This window comes from Paenibacillus sp. AD87 (genome assembly GCF_001659845.1).
Taxonomy (GTDB): Bacteria; Bacillota; Bacilli; order Paenibacillales; family Paenibacillaceae; genus Paenibacillus; species Paenibacillus marchantiae.
In genome coordinates this window covers 642,902-669,589 of the sequence record NZ_LXQN01000007.1, presented here as the reverse complement: position 1 = coordinate 669,589, position 26,688 = coordinate 642,902, and the positions used below count along the sequence as shown (strand labels likewise).

The following is a 26,688-nucleotide window of genomic DNA, read 5'->3' as shown; positions in this document are numbered from 1 at the left end:
TCTCATCACGAAAGGGCTCTTTGTACTTATTTTTTATTTTCGGCTATTTTACAGTGAGAATCACACGTTGATAATGCTTCAACTGGTGCTCCCCATCATCCTGTACTTCGGCTACGATATGAATGGTATCGCCCGATTTGGCATCGTCAGGTACCGTGAACGTTACAGCATTGGTATCACTGTCCTCTAATTGTATTGTATCCAGCTTCTCACCCTTTGCCAGTTCACGATGCAATCCAAGCTGCAAGTCTCCCGCCATCTCAGGCTGGACTTTCTCCTCCTGGACGTTGGAATCTTTGTACGTATCTGCTTCAAAATATCTCCACCATTTGTAAGTCAGTTGATCCCCATCCGGGTCTTGGCCTTCTGCATGAAGGGTTACTTTCTCACCCGGACTGACGGACAGATCCAATCCTTCCTTAATCGTTAATGACGGATTATGGTTGGCTCCTTCATACGTATTCGTGACGGCCCAATCGGCACGAGCCGCAAAATCATTCTGAATATCGTCAAACCATCTCATCAGAGAGTATTCAGCCTCATATCGTTTGGTATACGGATCGTAGTCAAGAACGTTATTCCTGAACAGCTTGTCATTTACCACACCGAAGCGTCCACCCCATCCACCATAGGAAGGGTCTTCCATACTGCGCAGGCCATTGTCGATCAGATAGAAGAAGGATGGAGAATCACCCTCGGATATAAAATCGTATTTGTCATATTGCGGATTCTTCTTCAGATATTCAGCACTACCGCGCTGCTCTTCTTCCAGCTCGCCTTCAATCATTTTGCCGTCACCCATAGATGCATACATATCCAACAACTTGCCATGACCATCCAAAATGTTTTTGACCATCCAATCCCCATGCAGCTTGCTGTTGACTTCCTCTGTATGGAATTTCCACGCATAGGCAAAATGCCAGAAGTTCGATTGGTCGTTCAGAATGCGAATGTCAGGCCAATTTTTTGCAATATAGTCGTTATAGCTGTCATCCTGATCGAGGATGATGTATAGCACCAGTTTATCACTGACTTTTTTGCGAATCGTCTCCCACTCAGCTGTGTCCTTGTACTGTTCTTCAATCGATTTCAGTGCTCTGGCTGTTGTATTCGTACCGCCCCAGGTCTGCACAATCAGATCTCTGGAATCATCGTCGAGGAAAAGCGCTTGGAGAAATTGGGAACCTTCCGTTTCTTTCTCCATCTCCCCTTTGTCGGAGATATTACCGATTTTGGTCATCTTGCGAAGCTGTTCCGGCTCCGGATATCCCTCTGCATGTTTGGACAAGTTGGGATAAATTTCGCCATAGGCATCAATCATATCGTAAACCCACTGTGTACCTGTCCAGCGGAAAGGTTTGATTCCTGCTTCCTCGTCGCCCGCATAATGATAGACTGAACTGGTCAGCACAATGCCTGCCAGATCCATTTCATTGGAATATAACAGAAAACGAATCACCGAGTTCATATCATCCACTTCACCATCGGTTGTAATGACCGTTCTAGCTTTGGTTGCGGAATGATCTGCCGTTTCTGTAGATTCATTTTGTTCCTGTTCTGCCGTCTTGTTGGGCGTTTCAGTAGCCGTTTGCGGTGTTTTGGATGCGCACCCACTGACAATCAGAATCATACTGAGGCAGCCAGCCGCCAAAACGTTTAACCATTTTCTTGTATTCATGTTCGTGATGCTCCCCTTTCTTGTGTTCCACGCGATGTGTTTTTGGGAATGTCTGCGATGTTAGTCTACTACTTAATATGGTCCGTAAAATGCAAAAAAACCCAAACATCAATATGAGCTGGACAGAGTCCACGCATATCGACATTCAGGTTTTGCCTGCCAAAGCAGTAACAATCCTCATTTGAGAAAAAGTATAACATGTTCGTAGTTTACTGTAAACGCATTCAATATTAACTATATAAATTGAACTAAAGAATATTTATATAACCAGAGGGTGTAAGCTTTTCCCATTTTGATATATGATAATGCTTATGACTATGAGTGAATGTAACTGCTTGAAAATAGCCTAACACCAGGAGGGATCAGACACCTTGGAACAGCTGAATGCCGCCCTAATCCGTTTTGTGGAGCAGCAAAATTTATATAATGAAGCTTATGGACTTTTCAAAAATCATGATCTGCGTCCTCGTGAACAACAACACCAGCTGCAAGTGGACGAACGAATCCCACTCTCTCCAGAGCTCCAATATCTGTACAGCCACTACGAGATGATGGATGAACAGGCCAAGGGCACCCTCAAAATGAAAAGCGCAGCCGTGGAGATCGGTGATGCAGCTCTAATCTCCTTTGTTCCACCTGAACATCTCCATCGTCAGCAACTGGGGCACCGCTGGATCGGAATGAACGAACCTTATGAGGAGTCAGCCTCTTGGCAAAAAAATCATGTCGTCATTGCGAATTTTAACGATGATCCGATAATTGTGGATACAGCAGCACCGAACTCTCCTGTATATGCGGCCTTTGCAGGAGAAGAACCTCAGCTTATTGCCGATTCATTAACAGACTTTTTCAATGCACTGGCCATCCTGATTGAAGCTGCACGGGCCTATGCTGGGGAATTGAAGGACGAGGAAACTTATGAAACCAAACCCGAATATCTGGAGCATGTCGAACCTATATTGAATGATTTACTGGGAGAAGAGCATACTGCACATTTATTCGAGTATTTGTCATTTTGTTAAAAGTAAAGGATCACAAGATACGGAGGGTTGAATCATGATTTATGTTGCTTTGCTTCGGGGCATTAATGTGGGCGGGAATAATAAAATCAATATGAAGCAGTTAAAAGAAACGTTTGAGCAAGCGGGCTTGCTGGACGTGGTGACGTATATCAACTCAGGCAATATTATCTTTGCCGATCATCAGGAACGCGTGGATGCGAATACGGAATTATCCCAGATTCTTGAACAAGCCATAGCTGTCGATTTTGGCTTACAGATCAAGGTGATGGTACGTAATGTGGATGAAGTTCGAACTGTTATTCAGGGACTACCGGAGGACTGGACGAATGATGCCACGGCCAAAAGTGATGTCATGTTCCTCTGGGATGAAGTGAATGATGTTTCAGTTTTGGACAAACTGCCCATCAAACCGGAAATCGGCACATTGCTTTATGTTCCCGGGGCCATTTTATATTCCGTCAATAAAGAACTTGTCACCAAAAGTGGTATGAACAAGCTCATAGGCTCCAAGATCTACAAATATATGACGGTCCGGAACGTGAACACGACCCGCCAGATTTACAAGCTGATGCAGGCTGCGGCTGAGAGATGATCAAGGCTAAGTGAAGTGTCTTGCCAGTTTTCAAAGCTTATGCATATCGGAGGGGATTGCATGAATCAGGAGCGGACATGGAACGTTAGTATAAAATCTGTAAAGCGGGAGGAATTTTATTTTGCCCCGAATACGGCTTGGCAGGTGAAAGTACCAGCTTACCGAGTACACTTCAATTCAGATTGCGAATTAAGGCTGCATGCTCAAGATCAGATTTTGATAACGGTTGGTGAGGTTGGAACAGCAGGCTGGGCCGCATTTATTGGAACGGCAATAGAATGCGGACCTGATTCGATCCTGCTGTACACAAGCCCCCAGTATGAGTCACGATTGATGGAAGCCTGGCAGTTTGAAATCATCTTCTCACCACTCAATTCCATTGAAGGTGCCCAGCACGTGATCAATACGTTGGGGTTCTTCCCACCCTTTCACTACGATGAACTAACCAATGTAAAGCTGGAAAACGCGGATCAAGGCGATAGGTCTGAAAATCTGTCCCTGACGATTACGCATACTTCCACAGACGGGTTGGAACAGCCCCTCGACTTTAATTTTGAAGACGTCCAGTTTAAGAACATCTATCCCGCCGAGGAAAGCAATGTCTGCTTGCAGCTCAGCTTCGCTTACGAGGGTGAACAGATTAGCGTGCAACTGGACGCGATATCCGGATTTGCAGCGACATTTCTATGTCGCAAAGTTGTGGTTCAGTTAGGTCTTTAACCTTACCCGGCAACGGAATGGGTTTGAGTTTTTCTCGATCCCAACATGATTGCACCCATGACTAGAACCAACAGGGCTACCAGCATGAACGGAATATGTTTATCTACCTGATACAGCGTTGTTGTGAGTAAAGGGGTGATCACGGCAGATATGCCTTGAATCGCAGCAACCAATCCGGCTGCGCCGCCCTGTTGTTCTTTGCTGACCGAAAGAGAAGCCCCGGCCATAAAACCAGGCATCATCAGACCCGAGCCCATGCCGAACAGGAAGAATGAGAGATAATAGACAACCAATTGACTAGAGATCAGAAACAATACCATGCTTGCGAGCAGAAAAAGGGACCCGAGCAAAATCATCGGCCGTGGCTGCCATTTCAACCACTTCATCTGGATCACCTGCATGATCAGCATCGCAGTCCCGGAGAACATCAGTCCAAACGAGACCATTCGGGCTGTAGCCCCTGGAGATAATGCGAGCTGATCCTGAAAATAAAACCCACCGACAACCTGTACCGTCATAATGCCAATCATCGTAACCAACCCGGCAGCAAGATACATACGCAAACCGCGTTGGAGCGGGTTGACCTTGGGCGCTTTCTCCTGAATGACCGGCTTGGCAGCAGGAATGAGCAACAAAGCAATGATAAAAGCCGCTATCGCAATAAAAATACCAAAGTAAAGCGGCCACAGGAGGCCGATAATGGTAAAAGCGCCTGCAATCGCAGGGCCAAATACAAGTCCCAGCCCATTGGCGGCACTAATAATCGCCATCCCGCTTCCACGCTCTTCCCCTTCCGTCACATCTCCCATATATGCCTGAGAAGAGGATAACACTGCCGGAATGAACATACCGATCAAGCTCCGCGTTACTATCAGAAGGGTTAACAGAAGGCCTCCTCCGATCCACGCATTTAATCCACTATACATCGCCAAAGCAAACAACGCACAACTTATGGACATGCCTATGAATCCAATCAATATGATTGGTTTTCTGCCTTTCAGATCACTGAACCTGCCCCATACCGGACCCATCACAGCCATGGCGATGGACCCGAGTGAAATAATTAGCCCGGAATGCCTTTCTTTCATCCCCAGCTCACGAATAAGCGGCGGCATAATGGGAGCAATAAGCATAAGACCCAACATGGCTGCAAATACGCTAAAAAAGATACTTCCTCTAATTCTGTTCACGCTCATACACTCCTTTATTTTTCAGTACAGTATCCACTGTACCTGGAGTATACAAGGCTGAGAGAGTGTCGACTGCCTCCATACGGAACAATTAACGGTTAGACGGATTATTAATATATTTTTTTCATTTCCGATGGCTTCACGCCGAATTTGCGATAGAATTGCTGGGAAAAGGCACTGATATTGCTGTAACCAACTGCTATCGCTGCCTCAGTAACGTTGTTCTGCTGGCTGCGCAGCAATTTCATGGCGTTATCCAGACGAATCTGGCGCAAATATTCAAATACGGTAGTGCCGAATAGCGCCTTGAATCCTTTTTTCAATTTAAAATCGTTTAGACCCACCTGTTTGGACAACGCCAGCAGGGACGGTGGGTCCACCATGCATGCCTCCATAATCTCTCGGGCAGTATGCAACTTCCGTATATCCTCTCTGGAAAATCCCGAAGGGATAGGTGCCAGATCAAATAGCTGAATCATAAACCGATTCAATATCTCCAATGCGGTCGCTTCCATCATTAAGGAAGATCTATAGGGGTTGTTCAATTCCCCAATCAGACTGTCAATCATCGTTCGAATTCTGTGATCCAGCTGAAATATGATGGGTTTGAACACACAATGTCCCAAAATGTCCTGAAAACGAATGGACTGGCTCGTTGCCAATTGTGCGCCAGCATAATTGAACAACGAGATCGGAATTCCGATGGCAAAAGAAGTATAATTCTCCAGTGCAGGTGGATGAAACCAGGCTTCAAAATCACGCATCATAATGAGTGCTCCCTGCCCAGTGGCCAGCGTATATTCCTGACCAGATATATCTACGTAACGCGCACCTGACAATGCGAATTGCAGCTCAATGATGGGAATATTCGACGCAAAGAACGTAGAGCACGGTTCACTATATTTAATCTGAGAATACACAATTTCGATACCACTATACGTGGTTACTCTTTTTATATTGCCACTGCCCGCTTTAGCAGAGAGCAGGTACGTATTTTCATCTTGCTGACTGAATGGTTCTTGCGTTAAGTAATGCTGGTATACGACAGCTAACGAATCGAAACCCATGTGTTCTCACCTCGTCTATAACTTGATCTTAACTCCAGAAAGAGATTTGTTTAATTGAGAATAATTCTCAATAATTCTACCTCAATTTTTGCTTTTAGACCAGCCCCATGACGAAATCACTACACTTCATACCGAAAATGAACCATAAACCACCTGTCGAAATCGAATGTTCAGGTTGAAAATAAAGAGATACGCCTTAACTAAAAAAGGACACGAGAGATCATCCTCTCGTGTCCTTTCGCATAGCATAACCCCGTCCTTATTCCCAGAAAAAACGTCCGGCAAATACCTGCTCCGTCAGCAACTTGTATGTCTCGTCTGGCAATTCTTTTTTCATCTTCGCCATCACGGCATCCTTGCCTTCATTATATTGCTTAGACATGCCGATCTCGGCTGTGGTGTCGGTTGCGTCCAAGCGCATGATTGGTGCTTTGGCATCTTTTGTCCAAGGTGTCCATTCGGCCAATTCCGATGATCCACCACAACCCGGGTTGCCTGTATAGAGGAACTGCTTCAAATATGCTGCCATCGCGGAAGACAATGCCTCACGGCCTGGTTTGTTCTGTTCACTAAAATAACCTTCAGCGAAAAGAGCGGCAACGCCGTCTGCGTGTCCTGTGTAAAAGTCCATATCCGCGCCATGCGGTGCGCCCAGCAATGTTTGCAGCCTTTCGGAAATGACCCCAGGCTTTGTGCCCCATGCAAAACGATAGGCGTATACAGGTGGCTGTCCCGCTTCACTTGTCAGGCGCTCGGCTACCCGCTCCGCATTGAAGCCTGCATAAGCCTCACTGCCATATTTCAGAGCTGCGGCATACTGTTCGGCCTTGGTTTCATCTGTAAACAGAGTTTCATCATGAAATGAGGGTACAAAGTATGGATCACCGAAAGCAAAGCTGGAAAACTCGGTTTCCAAACTGCCCAGCAGAACAGGAACTTGTGCATAATTACCGCTGTTGATGGCATCGAATCCCTCTTTGGGAATGACTGTACCTTCACGGAACAAATGTGGGAATGGCTGCATACGAATCGCCGTTGAACCATATACAGTGACCAGCTTGTCAGCAGGCAACTCACGCAAATAGCTGGCCAGCTGTGCCTGAGACTGCTTGCCGATCCATGTTCCCGCATGTTCAATAGAGGTCACTTTACCCTCTTGCACGAGCAATTTCACAAATGCATCCTCGGATTTTTGCTCGCCTTCCTCCGGTGTAGCCGTGGTCAGACCACCACTGAAAGCAGCTAATTTCTGAAATAGCCCTTTGCTTAGCGGTGAGATTAACGCTGCCAGAACATTACGTGCTCCTGCCGACTGCCCGGCCAACGTAACATTGCCTGTATCTCCGCCAAAGCCCTCGATATTATCCTGTACCCACTGCAGTGCACGGAATGCATCAAGCAAGCCATAGTTGCCCGAATCATCAAGGGGATTTCCGGTTTTCAATGCAGCATTTTGAAAGAACCCAAGAGCTCCCAAACGATAGTTCACCGATATGATAATACTGTTCGTGTTACGCGCAAGCTGTTCACCCTGAAAATCCTTGCCTGATCCGGTCATATTCCCGCCGCCGTGCAGAAACACCATAACCGGAAGCTTCGAACTGGTTGTATTCGGACGCCAAATATTGAGATACAGTGAGTCTTCACTTCCGGCTATCGTTTCACCGGATAACTGTAAGCTGCACGCAGCAAATTCCTTGGCGGTTCGAGTCCCTGTCCATGCATCCGGTTCACGCGGTGCTTTCCAGCGTAATTCACCTACCGGAGGTGCTGCATAAGGAACACCTAACCAGCCGAGCGTACCGTATTGTTCATAGGTTTTTCCATCAATGGCTCCATATTTCGTCTGCTGCAATGTTTGAGGTTTGAACCCCTGATCTTGTTTATGTTTCATCCAACTCTGCTCCAAGGTTCCACCGCCATTGAGCTGTGCCTGCAAAGCTTATGCAGTCGTTTCAGCCAACTGGCGATTGGTACGTTCGCTCGTGCTCCTGCCTTGAAGCGCGTTCACCTCCTTAACCGATATGTAAGTGAAAGCCTCTCCTTGGTTGTAGTTATATCTTTATAGAGCGTTCGTGCCAATCTCTCCAGCAGTTCCACCGCAGGAGCTAGCACTGCTTCATCAATATCGAATTCCGGATGGTGATGCGGAGCAGGCAGCTCGCTGCCAATAATCATATACGTTGCTTTCCCACCTTGTTCCTGTACACGCCTAATCATGTAACTGGCATCCTCACTTCCGAGTGAAGCACCATCCGAAATAGCCTCCGCATGGGTAAATCCTGCGATGCCTTCACTTTGCTGTACAGCAAGCTCTGCAAGCTCCATATCACAGTGAATAGGGACTGCACCGCCAATGACTTCAACCGTAGAGCTTAACTCATGCATCGCCGCGCTGTGCTCGATGATCTGACGCACCCGTCGCTCCAGCTCACGATTCGTTTCTTCTGTCGTTGAACGGGTTTCAATCACCATCCGTGCGTGCTCGGGAATAATATTGGCCCCTGTTCCGCCTTCAAGAATACCCACATTAATGCGTGTATCTGCCGTGCTAAACCGAGGCAACGCATGAATATTAAGGAGTGCTGTAGAGGCTCCCAGCAAAGCATTCCGTCCTTCCTCCGGTGTAGCTCCGGCATGAGAAGACACACCTGTAAAATGGGCTTCCAGCTTGGTCGTTGCCAGGAATCCAGCAGACGCCCCTCTGACATGACCGGATGGCACACCTGTACCCAGATGTATGCAGAACAGACGGTCCACCTGTTCCAGCATGCCTTTTTCGACCATGGCATACGCACCACGCACACCTTCTTCAGCAGGCTGGAACAGCAGACGGATCTTCCCGGCGAACTTTCGGTTACTCAAACGTTCTGCAAGTGCAAGCCCAATGGCTGTATGTCCATCGTGCGCGCAAGCGTGCATAATGCCTTCATGACTGGAGCGAAATTGCCCCGCTTGTGGTATATGTTTGTCCGACTTGCTCTCACGGATCGGAAGTGCATCCATATCAAAGCGGAACGCCGTTGTTGGTCCTTCCTGTTCTCCATGCAACTCAGCGACAACCGCCGTAAATCCCCCTCGCATCTGCTGCACAATCGCTGGATCTGCCCCTTCATCAATGGCACGCTGATATGCATCTTCCAACACTTCAGGGTTTGGCAGACCTCGCCGCGATGTGTCATCAATCGCATCTTTTCCATAAGTCACACGGTAACCCAGTTCCGTTAACATCTGCACGACTTTGGTAGCCGTACGAAATTCGGTGAATCCCAGCTCGGGATGTTCGTGAAGGTCTCGTCGAAGCGCAATAATATCAATCATGGTCACTCACCTCTCTCATCAAGCTCTCTATTTCATCATTATGCATACACCTTTACACTACGAATTCTATATTATGGGTCGCTAATCCTGTTTCGCGATTCTTCTACACACATGCTTCACGCCCATACTGAGGGACCCTTCGTGTCACAGGATGCGATTGATCTGATTCAATAAAAAAAGTGCCCGCTCATTGAACGGCACTCTTAGCCGAACTGCCCAAGAATATTCTTGGGCAGTTTTTCGATTTCACTTTTAAGTGCAACTTCTATAGGCAAAGGTAACGTGGTATGGTAGGCCCACGCACAAGCTTATCGTATAATAAGCATAACGTTGATGAATATGGCGCAAAAAAAGGAGAAACTCATGATGTTGATTAGACTAAATTGGATCACACTGCGGGTACACGATCTGGAAGCATCGCTCCGCTTCTACCACGATTTGCTCGGGCTGCCGATTCAGCGCAGATTCGAAAGCCGTGGACGGCAGATCGCCATGCTCGGACCAGAAAATGAAACGAAGCTGGAACTGATTGAGGGCAGCGAAACCACACTCAAGCCAGAGGCCGGTGTTTCGATCGGTTATGAGGTAAGTTCACTGGACGAAGCCATGGAGCAACTCGCCGCATTAGGCATCCCGATTGTACGAGGCCCCGTCCAGCCCAATCCGCATCTGCGGTTTATTTACATTGCCGACCCAGATGGCTTCGAAGTGCAGTTGGCCGAACATGCATGATTAAAGCACAATTATTTTTGAGGCGAATCTAAATAAGTGTACGTTTCACGATGACTGACCTGTTGTGTGTGGAGCCAAACCTGCACGCGCACCCCACATAGGACGGCGTCAGCGCGCTGTTGTGCAAGTTTACAGCTTCATCCGACGCATTAGCGGCACACCTACGCGATTCAAAAGCCGTTCGAGCAGCAGCCAGCACCAGCGTCTGCTCATTGGCAGATGGCGCTCATACACGGCAGAGTACTCGAAATCCGACACAGCGCCACGGTTGCGTTTGAACTGTGCAGCACCAGCACTCTCATGCAACAGATGACCGTTCTCACGGGCCTGTCCAATCAGGCAAGCTGATAGCATACGGTACAGTCCGATAGACTGGGGTAGCGCCGTATCGTAACCGAACAACGGCGTTGTCATCACCCCATTCCGACAGAAGTATCCCATAATCGCATCTATACGCCCTTCCTTCCGTAGACCATACAAGGTCAGCGCTCCCGAAGCTTTTGCTGTGGCAATGAAATGTTCACTGAATTGCGGATTATCATAAGAGTATTTTTCAAGGTATAGCAGCTTGTACAGTTCCGCGATTCGCGAAATATCTTCCGCCGTCAGATTCGCTTCAGAAACAAATTCATATCCGTGCTTGGTCAACAATTCGTAATCCCGCTTCAGCAGCCAGCGCGACTTCGCATTGCCGAAATTCGGATCATTCGCCTGGTACAGATAGATTTGACGGCTCGGAATTAGTTGACAGCCTGCTTGCTTCAGCTCTCCCGTCAGATCGGAGTGAAGCCCTGGGCACAAGGAGCGAAATATGACGGCATGCTCAGGATAACGTTCCCTTACTGCTGCAAGCAGACAAACCGCCTGCTCTCCGGACATGGCTGGATACAGGTTTGTTGATAACAGCCAGTTGTTGATATGTACAACTTTGTTTATTTGTGATTGCCGCATTCCCCACCCCACCACACTGAGCAGCGCGGAAAGCCCTTTTTCCAGCAACGGTTTCCGAAGCATCGTCAACTCCTGCTTGGCGTACCGCACATAATGCGTATAAGGCGAACAAACGTAAGAATTTTCATACTCTGCATCATTTACCGTCAACGGAAGCACTAGATCGTCAATTCGAGCAATGAGTAAGGTTGTGTTTACATTTATCATGAAGTCCCGTGTCCCTTGTAACATGATGGGTTCCAAATACGCTCTTGCATCTCTACCATCCTCGGTGTTAGGCCAGTCCATATCTTGGAGCGAATTCCGATCATAGAAACGAACGCACCTATCGCGTCTTTCATTCTTCTCTGGATCTGTACGGTCGTGGCTATCCGACCTTTTTTCCTTTACTGCATTCTTCACGTTCTGCTCCCCCAATTACCCAAACTTCCTGCCATCAATTGTTTTTTACAAATTCCTATTCCTCCCATTATAGTGGGCCTGGATGAGCATCCACAATTGTTTCGTTAAAAACGGGCGGAGGGATAAGCCATCTAAAAACAAAAAAAGCCTGCCCCCACATCATGGTTGGAGACAGGCTCAGTAACTGAACTTCGAATATAAAATTGGTGTAATCAGGTGACTCCGATGCAGTAGGCTAGCTTCAGCCTAAGTATTTTACAGCGTACCCGTTGCAGAACCTACTTCGTCCTTATCCGATACCAACTCGTTCAGGTCCACAATCAGTTGCTCCAATTCTCCGAAGCTATCCACCATCTTCTGGGTCAGGTTGCGCTGTTCCTCCATACTGGCAAGAATTTCTTCCGTAGCAGCACTCGATTCCTGAGTCACACTTGAAATTTCTGAAACCTCATTAACCACTTTCGTAGAGGATTCCCTCATGGTGACTGAACTACTCTCGATATCTGCGGCCTGATTCAATACTTGCTGAGAATTGCTGTTGATCGTACGGAAAACTTCTTCTGCCGTTTGCACACTGTCTTTTCCTGCTTCCAAAGCGAGTCGAATACGCCCAAACCGATCCGTCAACGCCTGTGTCTGTCCTCTCAAACGGGACAAAATAGCAGCAATATCACTGGCCGAATGGCCGGAGTGTTCTGCCAGCTTGCGAACTTCCTCCGAAACGACTGCAAACCCACGTCCATGTTCACCTGCACGGGCTGCTTCAATCGCTGCATTGAGCGCAAGCAGATTCGTCTGGTTCGCAATATCCAAGATGCTGTTCAGCATTAGCGACATGGACTCACTTTCCTCGTTAAACTTACTCATATCATCGGCTGTGGTATTAATCGTTTCATACAGCTCCTGCATCTGAACATTCAGTTGATCCATCTGCGCACTGCCTGTTTCCGTGCTCGTTGCCATGCTGGCTGACAGTTCTTTCATCTGAAGTGAGTAGGAAGCAACATCGCGGATATGCTGATCCGACAAGGACAAGGACTCTGAAATTTCTGCTACACTAGTAGCCTGAAATTCAACGCCTTTGGCCACTTCACTGAATCCAAGCGTTACTTCATGGGTAATGGAGCCGGTGTCGGTTACTTTTTGCTTCAGTTGGTCCGTATAACGAGATAGGCCCTCTACAGATTCTTTGACCCTTACAAGCATTGTTTCCACTCTCATTTTGGAATGTTCCACCTCTTTCCAACGGGCCTCGCTATCCCAAAAGAGTCTTTGATTCAACTGGGAAACCATCATCAGAATAGCTCCCGTAAGCGCAAATAATCCTACATCAACAATATGGCCAATAAATTCCTCGGAGCTCTTTGTCTCCACCAGAACGACCTGAATAATACTGATGATAAACAACACGAAAAATCCGGTAGTGAACAGTTTCTTGTCGGGATAGAGCAACAATACTGAAGTGATGACCAGACTTAAAGTGATGTTAACACTTCCCCAGCCTGCATAGACCCCACAAACCGTAATCAGGAGTGTACAAAGCCACGGGATCACATGAATATACTTCTTTTTGAAATTGGCGTACGTTACCCAACCGGTGAATAAAATAGCTACCCCACTCGAAACAAGCAGCTTGGGTTCCAGAAAGGCCATACCAAAACCGATGGCAACAATAACCCACAGGATGATACAGATCAGCTTGTTCCTTTTCCAGATGATTTCGTCATAACGATTCATGAATTTCCCGTCCTTTTTATCAATTAAATACGATGGTGAGACATTTCTGTACTATCTTTTATCAGTCTTTGGTCCTTGCTTATGAATAAATCGCAAAGTCCTAGGGCTTTGTTGTAGTACATTAGGTCTTCATAAACATGAAAACACACTTAATGTATATCGGAATTTTATTATAAATTTTTAATATATGAAGGAATATAATATGTACTTATATTTCAGGAATTTTATTTGGTTTTCTCCATAGTAAAAAAATAGTAAAAACCCGCATCAGGGATACGGGCTTTCACATGTTAAGGGGGTCAGCTACCTTTCATTTTCCGAACACAAGTGTGTTGTTAGACGAACCTGCATACTTGGTGACAAACTCGCGAGCATAACTGGCTGTCTGCACTTCATAGCTGTAGTTGGTACTTGGTCTCCAACTTGTTTGGGGAGAGGATGGGCTGCTCAACGCAGGTGTACTGCCTGTATCCATAAATTCCCCGTTTCCTTTATCATCCAGAATGCCGCCTTTTTCAGCGCCTGCACCGAAATAGTTGTTTTCAGAATAAATGCGTGCTTTCTCGCCAATGGTAATCGCCTGGTTAAAGTTGTTCGCGTAATTGTTTTTGATATGGAAATAACCGTATCTCATGAGACCAGGACCACGTACATACAGGTTTTCAAAATAGTTATTTGCCATCGTTACATGAGGTACACCATTATAGCTGCTGTTGCCATCATTCGGGTATCCGAGAATAATTCCGTATTTGTGATTTGCAAATTTGGAATTGCTGATTGTAATATAATCTGCACGATCCCCAATATACAGGAGCTTGTCCAGATCACTTCCGCTCGAGCTGTAGCTATGGCCTGAGAACGTCACGTGATCAATCCAGTAGTTGGAGCCTGAAGTAATATACATCTGGATATCGTCGTTAGCATTAATATTGGAAGCGTGTTCAAAAGTCAGATTCTGAAAAATGACATTGCTTGAGCTGGACGTCGATCTGAAATGAATGTTTGTCAGCGTGTGGTTATCAAAGGAGCCTACCAACGTTTTGTTCGATCCAAATTCGACTTTCTGCAACGTAGAGGAAGAAATATTTTGTTCAATGACCAGTATTTTAGCCGTTGTGCCTGCCATATGTGTTCTTAGGTCACTCAGATTGCTGATGTAGATGACCTGACCGTTCTTGCCACCTGTCGTGGCTGATTTGGATACACCACTCTCATTTTTGGCGTTACCGGCAAAACCCGTTAAACCATTCGTGCCTGTGTTGGGATAATTGGCCGCACCATATGTAGCGGGTGCCGTGGAGACCGTCAACAATAACAGTGTTACAGCGAGTAAAAGAATCGAAAATCTCTTCAAATTTTCACCATCCTTTATAATTTTATCCTGAAAGACAAGTTGATTATATCGTGTAACATCAGATGTGACAATACAAAAATTGCAATTTAACCAATATTTTTATTTTTTTGCAACAGCAGTCCCCGTATAAGAAAAATGAAAAGACGACACAAAGTCATCTACAAAAACCATGACTTTGTATCGCCCTTCTTCTGAATCCTATTTGATTTTCAGTTCCAGCTTATGTTTTTCCGCTTCCTGCAAATCATCGTAAACTTTGCCGGGTTCACCGTGAAGTTTTAATACCAGAGATTGGGGGGCATCCAGCAGATTACTACTGAAGGAATAGATCATCCCATCTTCCGTCCCGTTACCTGACACACGGGACAACAAGGTCTTCTGCCTGTCCTTGGTGGTGGATACAATCTCGGTAGGGTTGACCACATCACTGACAGAGAGTTTGGTTTTATAATCAATCTTTTGATTAGGTTCATAGATAAATCTTACCCGTGTCACAAGTGGAGATACCTCTGCTTCAGATAACATTACCTCATGACCGCCAATCGTAAATAACTGATTAAGTTTGATCTTCTCGGTCTTGGGCACCGAAAATTTAGGGTCCAGATCGAAGCTCACTTCCATCGGTTTCGAAAATTGGTATTTGGTATCTTTTTTAACCTTATTCGTGTCAGTCAGCAGATCAGGAACTACAGATGAAATGCGAAAATTGAACTTCACTTGTCCAGGAAGCGGTGTATTCCCATCCATTTCAACGGTGCTACGTCCATAAAGTGTATACTTTCCATTGGAACTATACAGACTGCTTATACCGCCATTGCCAAGTGATTGGTTCGTCATGCCATTGACCATACTCGTTTTGGGAACCGAATATATCTCCTGGGAAGCATCCGTCTGGGCTGTATACAATACAATCATCTTGTTTTCATCCGCCATCACAGCATTGACGGTTAATTGATATATTCCTGATTTCACAGAACGATTCACGAGCTGTACATAACCATTGTTAATTGCAGATGTAATCGTGTTTCCGTCTACATCTTTTCCAGCCAACTCCCGAAAAGGTTCAAGAACTCCCCAATTCTGTGCAGGCTGGCTGTACATTGCCTGTTGTGGTGTAGAACCGCCAAGCGGACCCAGCAGCAGCCAACCGGCTGCCAGAGCGGTTACGAGCACCGCCGTAATCCACTTTAATTGCACATGACCTGTCATTCGCCGGGTTCTGGCCTTTGCCAGACCTCGCTGAATGGCAAAGGCCGCATCCGCTGGATTCAATTGTTGTCTCTCCAGCTTAGCCTGGGAAGCATCTGCGAAAAGTGCCTGTTCCTCCGGATTAGTTGTCATGCCAATCCCCCCTGTTCTTCATCTGTTTCCGTAACAGTTCCAACCCTTTATGCTGCCAGGTCTTGATGGTGCCCTCCGGTTTGCCAAGAATGGAGGCAATCTCAATTGACGTCATGTCGTTATAGTATTTCAGCAGAAGTACATGGCGATATTTGGGTTTGATTTTCTCAAGCATGGACCACATCGCAAGTCTATTGTCGCTGCATCCTGCACTGACAGACTCGGATATCGCCTCCTCCAACCCTTCGCTCGGCAGTGGTGTTGCCCGTTTGCGACGCCTTTGTTCATCAATGCACACATAGATCAGAATACGTATAATCCACGATTTGAACGCCTTCTCATTTTTCAGAGAGCGACGCTTGATCCAGGCCCGGCATGTCATCTCCTGCACCGCTTCGAGCGCATCGTGACGATTACGCAGGTAACTGTAGGCAATGGAGATCAGCGTGTCCTGATGCTCCATGATGGATTGGACAAATGCCGTCTCGTCTTCGCTCTGTACAAACAGCATCTTTTTCATCTCGGCTTTGGTTTCCACCCTGCAATCCCCTCCTTCTCTCTCTTTCTGTGGTTTAAGACGGATGAACAAGCCAAACCGTTTTTATTTATTTTCCATCACAAAAAAAGCCCCGCCTAATCCTGAGGAGGAAGCTACTTGTATTGATTTCCGCATCATTATTTAAAGTTCAAACCATTCCAGCTCAGTGTCATCCTGATTCGTAGCCGCTCCCATCTGTTTCAGCCAGTTTGCTGCGATGTCACCCCACGTATGGAACAGACAATATATGTATAACTCTCCCTCTACAATCTCATTCATTCCCGATGCCACTTCAATCGAGACTTGTAGAGCTTCAGGCCAGGGGGAACCCTCCTGAAGCACCGCAAACCCATCTTCATAATGCTCCAGCTTATACAAGTCGGAGAATGTTAAGGAATCCGCCAGTCGCTTCACAATCCGAGGTAAAATGATAGGATTTGTTGTTCTGATGCCATATTCCCAGCCCACAAGGTACCTCCCTTAATCTAAAAGTTAGCTAAAAAGCTACTACTCTTGCTCATTCAATTCATTGATCGAGCGGTCCAGCCACAATTCATACCAGTCAAGAAAACCCTGCCGCTCCGCGTTGCCCATATAATGATCCGGATAAATCCCATTACTGTTCGCTCGATCCTCGGTCCAAATCTCTCCGTAGGATAATCCCTTCACAATCAGATTAAGCGACACGCCGCAGCCAAAATCGCTAATTCGCAGCATCCCTGCCGACCATTTCGGAGCATAATACTCATGTTCAAGCGCTGCCCACTCGTCCTCTTCTTTGCTGTCGTCGTACCAGTCAACATCCCAATTCCAGGATTCCACATGTGGGAACGGCTCAGAAATTGCATTCAACTCATCATCATAATCCATCACCAAATATATGCCGTTCTCCGGCTTTTCCAGCCCATAATAAGGACCTGCACCACCACTTCCAATCACTAGCAAAAAGGCTTGATACTCTTCGGGCAGCTCTATCTTCCATTTCTGTTCAAAAGCTTTAATTTCGTCCAATGTCCATACCGGAGCCATTTCATATTGATGATTCTCTGCCCCAAACAGATTCCGCTTCGGGTCCAGAGTCTGGAGTTTGTTCAACTTTCCCTGTATGCGTTCCAACTGTACCTTGTACATTTACGTAAGCCTCCTTCCATCGCGTTGTACCTATAACGTCAGATTCGAATCAAGTCATTCAAACTATTTTCGCTTTGCAGACTGGGTTTGATGGTAACCCATATTTGATTGCTTTCCCTCAATATCATGCACGCATAATTTCCGGGCTCCATCTGGAGCAACACACCACCGCAAGACTCATCGGGTTCTAGCTCGCCCCCAGTGACATCCTCCGCCGCCCCCAGATACACGTTACCGGAAGGGACACGTAGATGGTATACCTGTGCATTCTCCAGTTCCTTCCCCGCATCATCCAGACTCCATGTCACCTCATACTGTCCATCTTCACCCAGATTCAGAAACAAACAGTTGCCTGCATTTACCTCAATCAGTTCATCTTCCGCAATAGACCACCAGTCCGGTGTATCATCAACACGATGTTTTAGCGCCGCCAGATCATACAGGCACAGTGCTGCCGTATCCGTGAAGAACTGAAACTTCCCGTTCATTCTATCTCTCCTTTCTAATTCAAAATAAACACCTTGACCCTAGGTCAGACCTAAGGTTTATAGTGGAACTATTCCATTCAAGCAGACAGGAGCCAGCTTAATGAACAAATACATTACGATTAGCGAATTATCCAAATTAATGCATGTTTCAATCCATCAAATTCGATACTTTGAGGAAAAAGATATACTTTTCCCGGCATATGTGGATACCAACCACTACCGTATGTATGGAATGGATGAGATCTACCAGCTTTCTCACATTCTTTTATTGCGCAAGTTGAATGTCCCTGTTCAGCAAATCAAAGAGTGCATGCTCTCCTATTCCGCAGATGACTATAACCGATTATTAACCGATTCACTTCAAGCTGTACAATCACAGATTGATTCGTTAATGCATATGGAACAATTCATTCAAGGCATATTGCAGGAACAGCAGGAATGGATCAGCCAATCCCAGCAGGATCAGTGTATACCCATATATGAGATAAAGGAAATTCCTGTTCGGCATTTCACCACTTGGATCACCATCCAACCAAACGAATCTTTGCATGCACGTGCACTTTATCAGCATCGTACGGATCAACCTGCATTGTTTGAAATTGATTTACACTACTTGTATACCTTAGGCCAGGTTGCAGTCTGTGTTCCGTCTTCTAATGCTATCAGCGATTCTTTTGTTGAAAAAGGGTTGTATCTAACCAGATCATTCACAGTGACATCCGAAGAAAATATTGCCCAGGAAATTCATCACCTTAAGGAATATGCATTTCAAGCCACTTACGTGCTGGTAGACCCTATAATTTTGATTGAAAAGTCCTATCTTTCCATGTTAGGAACTGATCAATTACACTATGAGATTCAGGCCAGAATTGAGGTTACTCCTTCTAAAGTGAAAGAAAGGAACCCATTATGAACCTCACGACTCCAATTCAAATTGTGGACTATGATGATCAAAGTCAACATCAACTGGCTGTCCGAAAGTTAATAGTCCATTCTTTTGCAACCAAGTTTGAGGCTCTTGTTCGGCTCGCCCCAACGGAAATAGTTGACTTGCTTGGCGCTATATGGATTGATCAGGGAAACTCACCCTCCGGTAGGCAGTTCATTGCAATGGATGGAAACCAGGTTGTCGGGGTTCTATGCCTGAAATGGTGCCTCAAAAAACCCCTACAGATAAAAAAAGATATCCATCACATTCCACTCCGTAAGCTTTGCAAGCAATACGGACTACGCAATGTCTGCATGTTTATGGTCGGAATGATTGCCCTGGAATATAAGCCAAGTCCACACGAATGTTATATTGAGCATTTGGCTGTAGCTTCAAGTCACCGAAAGCGTGGGATTGCCAGACAGTTGCTAATTACAGCTCAGCAGTTTGCAAACCAACATCTCCATTGTAAATATATATCTTTGCACGTATCCAGCAGCAACACACAAGCCATTCGTCTTTACCAACAATTGAACTTCAGAGTGGAATCATCACACAACAGCATTTCCCGAAAATTCCTGTTCCGTGAACCTGAATGGATTTTCATGATGATCCCTATCTCTAACATACAGGAGGCATTTCAGTGTTTAAACAACAACCCCCTAGACTAAGATTATTTACGACCCCAGTTTTCAAATGGCTGATCGGTGTAACAATCATCATTCTGGCTATTGTGTCTTGGCTGCTCATTCAGAACACATTCAACATGAAAGAAACACGCATCTCCATTCCAACCTCATATGGACAATTAACGGGTATACTCACACTGCCCAAACAGCATTCAGATAAGGTTGGCCTTGTCGTTTTTGTACATGGTGATGGTCCGATTAATGCCAGTTATGACGGTGGATACCGACCTTTGTGGGAAAAGCTTGCCATGGCGGGGTATGCCTCCCTCTCGTTGGATAAACCTGGTGTTGGCGGTTCCTCGGGAAACTGGCTTGACCAGACCATGGAGGATCGTGCACAGGATGTCTTAACCGCCATTGAATGGGCCAGAAAAGAACCCTTTATTGATCAAGATCGAATTGGTTTGTGGGGTGCCAGCCAGGCTGGATGGGTCATTCCAAACGTCGTGAAACAAGATCCGGATATTGCATTTAGCATTTTGGTTTCCCCCGCAATCAACTGGATTACACAGGGCAGATACAACACCCAGCAGGAAATGCTCCAGAAGGGATATACCGAGGAAGAGATCACTGCAAGGCAGCTCTATAATGATCAGGTTCTGCAGCTGATTCGAAACAAGGCCACCTATGATGAATATATACTCATAGCTAAGAAGGACCAACTCATTTCCAAGGAGCGCTGGACGTTTATCGTCAACAATGTGGAATCGGATGCCACAGATGGGCTCGTTTCGTTTCAAAGCCCTGTTCATCTCGTGCTTGGAGGTCAAGATATAAATGTCGATGTTCAAGAGACAGAGCGCGTGTATCGTCAGATGATTCCACAATCACTGCTCAGTGTAACCAAACTACCGGATGCTGATCATTCGATGCTGCCCTCTTCACTGGTACATTCTACGTTCAAAACCTATGCAACCGCCTTGTTCTCGCCACGAAAACTAATGGACGCACAGTATTTGGACGATATCGTTCAATTTTTGAACTCTATTCACGCAGTTGATCAACCGTTTGTTGCACACTTCCGGTTCCCAATCGATTCATTTCTCCTGAAATTCTTAAGAAAAATGACGCAATTTGATCCGCTCCATCCCCTTTTGATCCGCAGGCGAGATTATTAGAACCATATTTAACCATTATATCAAGCCCGGCACACAGGTTAAAGGTACTCAAGAGTTAACTAGGTTCATGTTATACATGTGAAGAATTAAGGTGTTAGCAAACAAGGTTAATCTCTTCATTTTTTTAGCAAAATTGACGATATAATGATAACTGACTTTTTGTGATTTTGTGGAGGAAACCATGGCTATCAACCTTAGAAGAGAACCTTTTCGCTATACTTTAAAGGAACCGATAATGTTCGAAATTTTTATACTCAGCATTAACGGCGCCTCAGCACCACCCAAACCCATTCAAGCGGAATTATGCGATATCAGCCGATCCGGCTGTCAGCTTTCATTTCCGTTAAATCTACATGTGGAGTCCAATAACATCCGAATCGGCATGAACTTGCTGCTTTTTGAAGACCCCTTGTATTTGGAAGGAACGCTGCGCTGGGGCAAAGAAGAGAATAACCAATGGCACTACGGCGTACAGCTGGAGATCCAGCAAGGCAATCATGAGCGTTTATCCAGAGAAATGAGAATGCTTGCGGGGCAAGGCAAAATTATGGTGAAGTAACCCGGGAAGCACGAATCTAACAAAAAAAACAGCCCGGTGAACCGGACTGTTTCAATATTTTAAATTTTCAGGCTGCTTTGGTAGCAGTCGTAGTATTGTCCATCTTGGACCAATCCACTGTGGTTTCGAGCAAAAGTGACACCACAACCCCAATGACAAGCCCATTGCTAATGATCGGAATGAGATACATGGGGAGAGCATGAAACGCTTCAGCAGGGATGTTCATTACAGCAACACCTGTAAGAACAGGCAGTGCCACACGATAGATGGTTTTGGAATTAAAGGTGGTGCCTTCAAGTGTTCTTAGGGCTGTACCAAACATTTGCAAATAGGCTACAAACAGCACAGCACTCCCTACACTGGGAGGAATTTGTGCGAAAAAGGCTGTCACAGAAGGCGTCAGTCCCAATATACATAACATGCTTGCTCCAACAACAAACGCAGCCCGTTTCAGAATACGGGTACTCTCCAGAAAACCAATCGAAGAAGCAAATAATCCGAACGGTAGCACACCTACACACGCAGATAACATGGTGAACAATCCCGTGAGCATGTACGATCGTTTATATTGTTGGCTGGACGTTTGTACTCCATATATTTTTTCGACTGAGCTTAACGTGGTGATGGAATTTGTCATATTCACCAGCCCAACAAAAAAAGCTGTGATGACAATACCCGGCTCCCACTTCGGCGCCCCCCACGGAAACCAGGAAAACAGGTTTAAATTCTGTTGACCGGATACTCCTGCATGTTGTCCAGGGAACACAAAACTATAGGCAATCCACCCCGTCACGATGCCAATCAGGATGGAATAGTTGCCAAGCTTGCCTTTTCCCTTAAGCTGGATTAAGGCCACAAGAAACGCAATAGCAACGGACAACGCCGCTACAGGCAGGTTGAATGTGCCAAACTCGGTGTATCCAACCATGCCTTTGAAGAAATTCATGGTCAATTGAATCGTCATCAGAAATAACATCGCACTCTTGACCATTGGTGTGAACAGCTTCTGAAGCACATGCGCCGCTCCAAGCCCGCCAAGGATCATCATCGTCAGCCCAGCTAACAGGAAACCCGCAGCCAATCCTCCCCCAATACGTTCCAAACTCATTCCTGCCGATGAAGCCGAGGCCGTTAAGCTTAGCGTCAGCCCCCACCATAACCCCGAGGGACCATCCATCACGGCATAACGATGGCCAAAGAACGCCTGTAATATACACACAGCCCCGGTAAGCAAAAAGGCATGCTGCATCGACGCAGCAATGGCCTCCGGTGAAAGCTGAAAATTGTGTCCGATGGATAACGGCACCACCACTGTGTTGGTAAACAGGAAGAAAAACCACTGAATGCCTGCCAATGCAAGCGATGACGCACCCTTTAAATTATTTTGCAAAGATTGCTCTTGATGTCTGTTCATGATTGGGTTAACATTCGCTCCATTTCTTTATAATGATGCCTCCGGGCATGCGCAAGTGCTGTAACGCCGTCTCGGTCAGCAATGGAAGGATCGGCACCATATTGCAAAAGCAATGCTACGATCTGCTGATGGCGAGTTCGGCCATCCCCCAGAATGACCGCTTCCAGCAAGGCTGTCCAGCCCAGATTGTTGATATGGTTCACATCCACATCCGTGCGTTTCAGAAGGATCTCCACAATATCGACATGACCTCGATCTGAAGCAGGAATCAGAGCTGTGCCCCCAAACCGATTCGTAATCCGGGTATCGGCACCTGCTTTTATAGCCAGTTCGACCATTTTACGCAAACCTTCCGCACTGGCATACAGCAGCATGTTGTCCAGTCGTTGATCCTGGATGTTCACATCCGCTCCCGCTTCAATAAGCATACTTGCCGTCTCTGGCTTGTTGCCATGTACCGCGGCCATCAGAGGTGTCCGTCCTCGCGCATCCCGGTCATTCACTCCGGTTCCTTGTGCGATAAACCGCAGCACATCATCTGTATGTCCAGCTTCAGCAGCTGCATGTATTGTTTTCAGCATCGCACCTTCACCCTCCAATTCGTCGTCATCCTCACGGCATATATTCGATAGATCATAATCGACATGTGTGATTTGCAGTGTTTAAATCTTATGTATGGTAACATAGGATGTAAGTATAATAAAAATACATGTTTTGTTGGTTTCCCATATGAAAATCATATCGCTGCAAATAAGGAGAACACACGTGGATATCAAACAATGTCGCTATTTCATCGCGATTGCCGAGGAGAGACAGATCACGGCGGCAGCGCGCAGATTACACATGGCTCAGCCTCCTTTAAGCCAGCAGCTCAAGCTGATGGAAGACGAGCTCGGCGTGGCTTTGTTTGAACGCAAAGGACGCAGCATGGAGCTGACACAGGCAGGTCGAAGCTTCTATGATTATGCGGTTACGATGACCAAATACATGGAGGAAGCCGTCATGGAGATGCAGAGCTTCAGGTATGGCATTCGGGGCAAACTGTCGCTTGGCATTAATACCATTTCAGATCGTTTGATCCCGCAGGCGCTCCAGCAGTTTCGGACAACACACCCACAGGTGACCTATAAAATTCAGCAAAATGAGTCTGCACAGCTCTGCCAGCTCTTGGGCGAAGGCAAAATCGAGCTTGCCTGTGTGCGGATGCCTGTCAAAACCGAGCAATATGAAGTGCTGCATCTACCACAGGAAGCTCTCTTCTATATTTCCTCTACACCGCTGGGGTCAGCGGATAAGAGCGGGATTTATTTTCAAAAGCTGGCCGATATCCCTCTCTTGCTTCCTAGCACTGAAGGACTCGGGATGTTCGAACTGATATTACAGAAATTCCGTGAGCATCACGTGAACCCTTCGATTGCGGGCGAATGCTCGGATATTAACATGTTGTTGGAACTTGTGCGACTCGGTTTTGCAAGCTCCATCGTGCCCCATACGGTTCTTCAGCTTTATCATGAGCATCCGTTCCATATCTATCGTATTCAAGATGCGCAATCTAACGTAGATTCTGCGCTTGTGTGGCATCGCAATCGTCATCTTTCCAAGCCCGCGCAGCACTTTGTACAATTGGTTCAGGAGCTGCTGCCTTCTCGCTCGGTGTAGTGTCCAGCAAATATCAGCCATGAAGAATATCGCCCATATACTAAAAAGCAGCAGCCTTGCCGGAATAATTCCATCCGGAAAGACTGCTGCTTTTCGATGTTCGTTAAGCTTTTGCCGTGAACAACAATTCTTTTTCCTTAATCGTTGTACGTCCAGCAGACTCAATTGAATTATATTGATGCATGTTCGTAATGATGACCGGCGTAATCGTTGTATAACCGGCTTTTTCGATTTCTTCCCGGTCGAATTCCATCAGTACATCACCAACAGCAACCTTCGCTCCTGCTTGAACTTTAGGCGAGAAGAATTGACCTTTCAGTTTCACGGTATCAATCCCGATGTGAATCAGCATTTCAGCGCCGTCATCACTAACGAGACCAATGGCATGTCCACTCTTCGACAACGAGAATACTGTACCGTTAATTGGAGAAACCACACGGCCTTCCGACGGCTGAATCGCAAACCCTTTACCCATAATCTCTTCGGAGAATGCAGGGTCTGGAACTTCACTTAGTGATTTAACTTCACCAGTAATTGGGCTAAATACATCTTGATCCAGTGCTTTAGGTTCTTCAACAGCAGTTAATGCGGAAGCAGAAGTCGTTGCTGCTGGTGTTGTAGGCTCAGCAGCTGGCGTAGCTTCAGCCGATTGTGGAGCATTGTCTTCTTGGAAACCAAGGATGTACGTCAGTACTGCTGCTGCTACGATGGCAATCAAACCACCAGCCAGAGCGTAGAGTAACGTGCTAATTGCCGGACTGATAAATGCTGCAATACTCGGCAGACCCACTAGACCTGTAAGTACATAAGCTTTAACATTGACGATCCCCATGAATCCACCTGCAACAGCTCCACCGATCAGGGCTGCTATAAATGGTTTTTTGAACTTCATATTGATCCCGTACATGGCTGGTTCCGTAATCCCCATAATAGCCGTAAGACCTGTGGAATAAGCAAGCGATTTAGTTTTACCATTTTTCGATCTAAGACCAACACCAAATGCTGCACCACCTTGTGCCAAGTTAGCTGCAAACATCAGTGGAATAATAAAATCGTAACCGAGTGATGTCATCGAACCAACAATGATCGGCAGCAGTGCATAGTGCATACCCGTAATGATCAGAAGTGACATCGTACCACCAATCAAGATACTTGCGAATATAGACATATTGTCGAACAACCAGGAAATACCACCTGACAAACCATTACCGAGCACTGTACCCAATGGTCCAACTGTCATCAAGGTCAGAGGAACCATAATTAACAGGGTAACCGTTGGAACAATCAGAAGCTTAAGTGAAGCATGTGTAACACGATCAACCGCTTTCTCTACATAGGAAGCAATCCAGATTGCGAGAATAATTGGAATAACCGTAGAAGAATAGGTTGCTGCTATAACCTTAATGCCCACAAATGTGGTGTCACCATTGGCAAGCAAGGCTGTAATCGTCGGATGCATAATCCCCGCTGCCAACGCTGCAGCAATATACATATTGCTACCGAGCTTACGTGCAGCACTGATCGCCAGAATGATCGGCAGGAAGTAGAATGCACCATCACCGATAGCAGATAAAATGATATAAGTTGAACTGGTATCAGACAACCAACCTACAGCTACCAGAATTGCCACGATCCCTTTGATCATACCGGCACCTGTAATCGCTGGCAGAATCGGCGTGAATATTCCGGAAATAAAGTCGAACAATGCACTTACTGGATTTCTCTTTTTCTTAACCCCAGTCGAAGTACCGGTTGATCCAGCGTCTGCATTCGGGGACTTGGACATGTTGCCTACCAGTGCATTATACACAACAGGCACATCGTTCCCGATAATGACCTGGAACTGTCCGCCATTCTCCATAACGCCCATCACGCCAGGTGTATTTTTCAGCGTCGCTTTGTCCGCTTTTTTGTTGTCATTCAGGTTAAACCGGAGTCTTGTCATGCAGTGTGTGACTTGATCGATGTTCTCTTCGCCACCAACAAGCTTCAGAATATCCTTGGACAATTGTTGTTTATCCATTGTGTTTTGCTCCTTTTATGTGTAATGAAGGTTA

25 protein-coding genes are annotated in these 26,688 nt (G+C 46.2%); 9 read left to right on the top strand and 16 right to left on the bottom strand.

The features are described 5' to 3' along the window. Nucleotides 1–43 precede the first annotated feature (43 nt). On the bottom strand, nucleotides 44–1,678 hold the full coding sequence (locus gpAD87_RS03060) for a nucleoside hydrolase-like domain-containing protein (protein WP_064636132.1): 1,635 nt from the start codon (nucleotides 1,676–1,678) through the stop codon (nucleotides 44–46). Between the two features lie 371 nt (nucleotides 1,679–2,049). Between gpAD87_RS03060 and gpAD87_RS03055 the strand changes: the two genes are divergently transcribed. From gpAD87_RS03055 to gpAD87_RS03045, 3 genes are read left to right on the top strand one after another with little or no spacing between them, the layout of a single operon-like run. After that, entirely contained in the window at nucleotides 2,050–2,700 is a 651-nt protein-coding gene (locus gpAD87_RS03055) for a hypothetical protein (protein ID WP_064636130.1), read from the top strand. 34 nt (nucleotides 2,701–2,734) lie between these two features. After that, nucleotides 2,735–3,292, top strand: a complete 558-nt coding sequence (locus gpAD87_RS03050; RefSeq protein ID WP_064636128.1) for a DUF1697 domain-containing protein — start codon at nucleotides 2,735–2,737, stop codon at nucleotides 3,290–3,292. A gap of 60 nt (nucleotides 3,293–3,352) precedes the next feature. Then, nucleotides 3,353–4,012 carry an Imm50 family immunity protein gene (locus gpAD87_RS03045; protein ID WP_064636126.1) on the top strand — a complete coding sequence of 220 codons (660 nt, stop codon included), beginning with the start codon at nucleotides 3,353–3,355 and terminating at the stop codon, nucleotides 4,010–4,012. Between the two features lie 2 nt (nucleotides 4,013–4,014). Here the strand turns inward: gpAD87_RS03045 and gpAD87_RS03040 are convergent, their stop codons facing one another. The 4 genes from gpAD87_RS03040 to gpAD87_RS03025 form a co-directional block, all read right to left on the bottom strand. Next, nucleotides 4,015–5,202 carry an MFS transporter gene (locus gpAD87_RS03040; protein ID WP_064636124.1) on the bottom strand — a complete coding sequence of 396 codons (1,188 nt, stop codon included), beginning with the start codon at nucleotides 5,200–5,202 and terminating at the stop codon, nucleotides 4,015–4,017. Nucleotides 5,203–5,312: 110 nt separating this feature from the next. Beyond that, nucleotides 5,313–6,269: a helix-turn-helix transcriptional regulator gene (locus tag gpAD87_RS03035; protein ID WP_064636122.1), complete on the bottom strand. Its 957-nt coding sequence runs from the start codon at nucleotides 6,267–6,269 to the stop codon at nucleotides 5,313–5,315. Nucleotides 6,270–6,528: 259 nt separating this feature from the next. Beyond that, entirely contained in the window at nucleotides 6,529–8,163 is a 1,635-nt protein-coding gene (locus gpAD87_RS03030) for a carboxylesterase/lipase family protein (protein WP_082934988.1), read from the bottom strand. Between the two features lie 113 nt (nucleotides 8,164–8,276). Further along, nucleotides 8,277–9,590 carry an amidohydrolase gene (locus gpAD87_RS03025; protein ID WP_064636120.1) on the bottom strand — a complete coding sequence of 438 codons (1,314 nt, stop codon included), beginning with the start codon at nucleotides 9,588–9,590 and terminating at the stop codon, nucleotides 8,277–8,279. 363 nt (nucleotides 9,591–9,953) lie between these two features. On the opposite strand from gpAD87_RS03025, the gene gpAD87_RS03020 reads away from it, so the two are divergent. Further along, nucleotides 9,954–10,322 (top strand): VOC family protein, encoded by a 369-nt coding sequence (locus gpAD87_RS03020; RefSeq protein WP_231952420.1) that lies wholly within the window; start codon nucleotides 9,954–9,956, stop codon nucleotides 10,320–10,322. A 129-nt stretch (nucleotides 10,323–10,451) separates the two neighbouring features. On the opposite strand, the gene gpAD87_RS03015 is transcribed toward gpAD87_RS03020, so the two are convergent. The 8 genes from gpAD87_RS03015 to gpAD87_RS02980 all read right to left on the bottom strand — a co-directional run bounded on the left by gpAD87_RS03015 (nucleotide 10,452) and on the right by gpAD87_RS02980 (nucleotide 18,264). Further along, the gene (locus gpAD87_RS03015) at nucleotides 10,452–11,675 is read right to left on the bottom strand and encodes a GNAT family N-acetyltransferase (protein ID WP_082935249.1); all 1,224 of its coding nucleotides are present in this window, start codon (nucleotides 11,673–11,675) and stop codon (nucleotides 10,452–10,454) included. Between the two features lie 255 nt (nucleotides 11,676–11,930). Continuing rightward, nucleotides 11,931–13,412 (bottom strand): methyl-accepting chemotaxis protein, encoded by a 1,482-nt coding sequence (locus gpAD87_RS03010; RefSeq protein ID WP_064636116.1) that lies wholly within the window; start codon nucleotides 13,410–13,412, stop codon nucleotides 11,931–11,933. A gap of 310 nt (nucleotides 13,413–13,722) precedes the next feature. Continuing rightward, on the bottom strand, nucleotides 13,723–14,766 hold the full coding sequence (locus gpAD87_RS03005) for a pectate lyase family protein (RefSeq protein ID WP_064636115.1): 1,044 nt from the start codon (nucleotides 14,764–14,766) through the stop codon (nucleotides 13,723–13,725). Nucleotides 14,767–14,964: 198 nt separating this feature from the next. Next, on the bottom strand, nucleotides 14,965–16,107 hold the full coding sequence (locus gpAD87_RS03000) for a DUF4179 domain-containing protein (protein WP_064636113.1): 1,143 nt from the start codon (nucleotides 16,105–16,107) through the stop codon (nucleotides 14,965–14,967). Then, nucleotides 16,097–16,645 (bottom strand): RNA polymerase sigma factor, encoded by a 549-nt coding sequence (locus gpAD87_RS02995; protein ID WP_231952419.1) that lies wholly within the window; start codon nucleotides 16,643–16,645, stop codon nucleotides 16,097–16,099. The genes gpAD87_RS03000 and gpAD87_RS02995 overlap by 11 nt, the downstream gene beginning before the upstream one ends. 141 nt (nucleotides 16,646–16,786) lie before the next feature. Further along, nucleotides 16,787–17,113, bottom strand: coding sequence for a hypothetical protein (locus tag gpAD87_RS02990; protein ID WP_064636111.1), 327 nt, complete (start codon nucleotides 17,111–17,113; stop codon nucleotides 16,787–16,789). A gap of 39 nt (nucleotides 17,114–17,152) precedes the next feature. Beyond that, nucleotides 17,153–17,776: an SMI1/KNR4 family protein gene (locus gpAD87_RS02985; RefSeq protein ID WP_064636109.1), complete on the bottom strand. Its 624-nt coding sequence runs from the start codon at nucleotides 17,774–17,776 to the stop codon at nucleotides 17,153–17,155. 38 nt (nucleotides 17,777–17,814) lie between these two features. Then, on the bottom strand, nucleotides 17,815–18,264 hold the full coding sequence (locus tag gpAD87_RS02980) for a DUF6386 family protein (protein WP_064636107.1): 450 nt from the start codon (nucleotides 18,262–18,264) through the stop codon (nucleotides 17,815–17,817). A gap of 100 nt (nucleotides 18,265–18,364) precedes the next feature. Here gpAD87_RS02980 and gpAD87_RS02975 point away from each other — a divergent pair, with 100 nt between their 5' ends. The 4 genes from gpAD87_RS02975 to gpAD87_RS02960 all read left to right on the top strand — a co-directional run bounded on the left by gpAD87_RS02975 (nucleotide 18,365) and on the right by gpAD87_RS02960 (nucleotide 21,558). After that, nucleotides 18,365–19,177 (top strand): MerR family transcriptional regulator, encoded by an 813-nt coding sequence (locus gpAD87_RS02975; RefSeq protein WP_064636105.1) that lies wholly within the window; start codon nucleotides 18,365–18,367, stop codon nucleotides 19,175–19,177. Beyond that, the gene (locus gpAD87_RS32940; RefSeq protein ID WP_064636103.1) at nucleotides 19,174–19,863 is read left to right on the top strand and encodes a GNAT family N-acetyltransferase; all 690 of its coding nucleotides are present in this window, start codon (nucleotides 19,174–19,176) and stop codon (nucleotides 19,861–19,863) included. Before gpAD87_RS02975 ends, gpAD87_RS32940 begins: the two co-directional genes overlap by 4 nt. After that, entirely contained in the window at nucleotides 19,836–20,999 is a 1,164-nt protein-coding gene (locus gpAD87_RS02965) for an alpha/beta hydrolase family protein (RefSeq protein ID WP_064636101.1), read from the top strand. Before gpAD87_RS32940 ends, gpAD87_RS02965 begins: the two co-directional genes overlap by 28 nt. Nucleotides 21,000–21,234: 235 nt before the next feature. Further along, nucleotides 21,235–21,558 (top strand): PilZ domain-containing protein, encoded by a 324-nt coding sequence (locus gpAD87_RS02960; protein ID WP_231952418.1) that lies wholly within the window; start codon nucleotides 21,235–21,237, stop codon nucleotides 21,556–21,558. A gap of 67 nt (nucleotides 21,559–21,625) precedes the next feature. Here gpAD87_RS02960 and gpAD87_RS02955 read toward each other — a convergent pair whose 3' ends face one another. Both gpAD87_RS02955 and gpAD87_RS02950 read right to left on the bottom strand, forming a co-directional pair. After that, complete coding sequence (locus gpAD87_RS02955) at nucleotides 21,626–22,972, bottom strand: uracil/xanthine transporter (protein WP_064636099.1); 1,347 nt, start codon at nucleotides 22,970–22,972, stop codon at nucleotides 21,626–21,628. Beyond that, complete coding sequence (locus gpAD87_RS02950) at nucleotides 22,969–23,553, bottom strand: ankyrin repeat domain-containing protein (protein WP_064640727.1); 585 nt, start codon at nucleotides 23,551–23,553, stop codon at nucleotides 22,969–22,971. Before gpAD87_RS02950 ends, gpAD87_RS02955 begins: the two co-directional genes overlap by 4 nt. Before the next feature lie 184 nt (nucleotides 23,554–23,737). Here gpAD87_RS02950 and gpAD87_RS02945 point away from each other — a divergent pair, with 184 nt between their 5' ends. Continuing rightward, a complete protein-coding gene (locus tag gpAD87_RS02945; protein ID WP_064636097.1) occupies nucleotides 23,738–24,631 on the top strand; it encodes a LysR family transcriptional regulator in 894 nt (297 codons plus the stop codon). Between the two features lie 103 nt (nucleotides 24,632–24,734). On the opposite strand, the gene gpAD87_RS02940 is transcribed toward gpAD87_RS02945, so the two are convergent. Continuing rightward, nucleotides 24,735–26,654 carry a beta-glucoside-specific PTS transporter subunit IIABC gene (locus gpAD87_RS02940; RefSeq protein ID WP_064636095.1) on the bottom strand — a complete coding sequence of 640 codons (1,920 nt, stop codon included), beginning with the start codon at nucleotides 26,652–26,654 and terminating at the stop codon, nucleotides 24,735–24,737. Nucleotides 26,655–26,688 lie beyond the last annotated feature (34 nt).

Coding starts and splice junctions, on each gene's coding strand:
- gpAD87_RS03000 (WP_064636113.1), bottom strand. CDS start 16,107: ATGACAACTAATCCGGAGGAACAGGCACTTTTCGCAGATGCTTCCCAG.
- gpAD87_RS03030 (WP_082934988.1), bottom strand. CDS start 8,163: ATGAAACATAAACAAGATCAGGGGTTCAAACCTCAAACATTGCAGCAG.
- gpAD87_RS03025 (WP_064636120.1), bottom strand. CDS start 9,590: ATGATTGATATTATTGCGCTTCGACGAGACCTTCACGAACATCCCGAG.
- gpAD87_RS02985 (WP_064636109.1), bottom strand. CDS start 17,776: ATGTACAAGGTACAGTTGGAACGCATACAGGGAAAGTTGAACAAACTC.
- gpAD87_RS02940 (WP_064636095.1), bottom strand. CDS start 26,654: ATGGATAAACAACAATTGTCCAAGGATATTCTGAAGCTTGTTGGTGGC.
- gpAD87_RS03045 (WP_064636126.1), top strand. CDS start 3,353: ATGAATCAGGAGCGGACATGGAACGTTAGTATAAAATCTGTAAAGCGG.
- gpAD87_RS02975 (WP_064636105.1), top strand. CDS start 18,365: ATGAACAAATACATTACGATTAGCGAATTATCCAAATTAATGCATGTT.
- gpAD87_RS03020 (WP_231952420.1), top strand. CDS start 9,954: ATGATGTTGATTAGACTAAATTGGATCACACTGCGGGTACACGATCTG.
- gpAD87_RS03035 (WP_064636122.1), bottom strand. CDS start 6,269: ATGGGTTTCGATTCGTTAGCTGTCGTATACCAGCATTACTTAACGCAA.
- gpAD87_RS02960 (WP_231952418.1), top strand. CDS start 21,235: ATGTTCGAAATTTTTATACTCAGCATTAACGGCGCCTCAGCACCACCC.
- gpAD87_RS02955 (WP_064636099.1), bottom strand. CDS start 22,972: ATGAACAGACATCAAGAGCAATCTTTGCAAAATAATTTAAAGGGTGCG.
- gpAD87_RS03060 (WP_064636132.1), bottom strand. CDS start 1,678: ATGAATACAAGAAAATGGTTAAACGTTTTGGCGGCTGGCTGCCTCAGT.
- gpAD87_RS02980 (WP_064636107.1), bottom strand. CDS start 18,264: ATGAACGGGAAGTTTCAGTTCTTCACGGATACGGCAGCACTGTGCCTG.
- gpAD87_RS03050 (WP_064636128.1), top strand. CDS start 2,735: ATGATTTATGTTGCTTTGCTTCGGGGCATTAATGTGGGCGGGAATAAT.
- gpAD87_RS03010 (WP_064636116.1), bottom strand. CDS start 13,412: ATGAATCGTTATGACGAAATCATCTGGAAAAGGAACAAGCTGATCTGT.
- gpAD87_RS02950 (WP_064640727.1), bottom strand. CDS start 23,553: ATGCTGAAAACAATACATGCAGCTGCTGAAGCTGGACATACAGATGAT.
- gpAD87_RS32940 (WP_064636103.1), top strand. CDS start 19,174: ATGAACCTCACGACTCCAATTCAAATTGTGGACTATGATGATCAAAGT.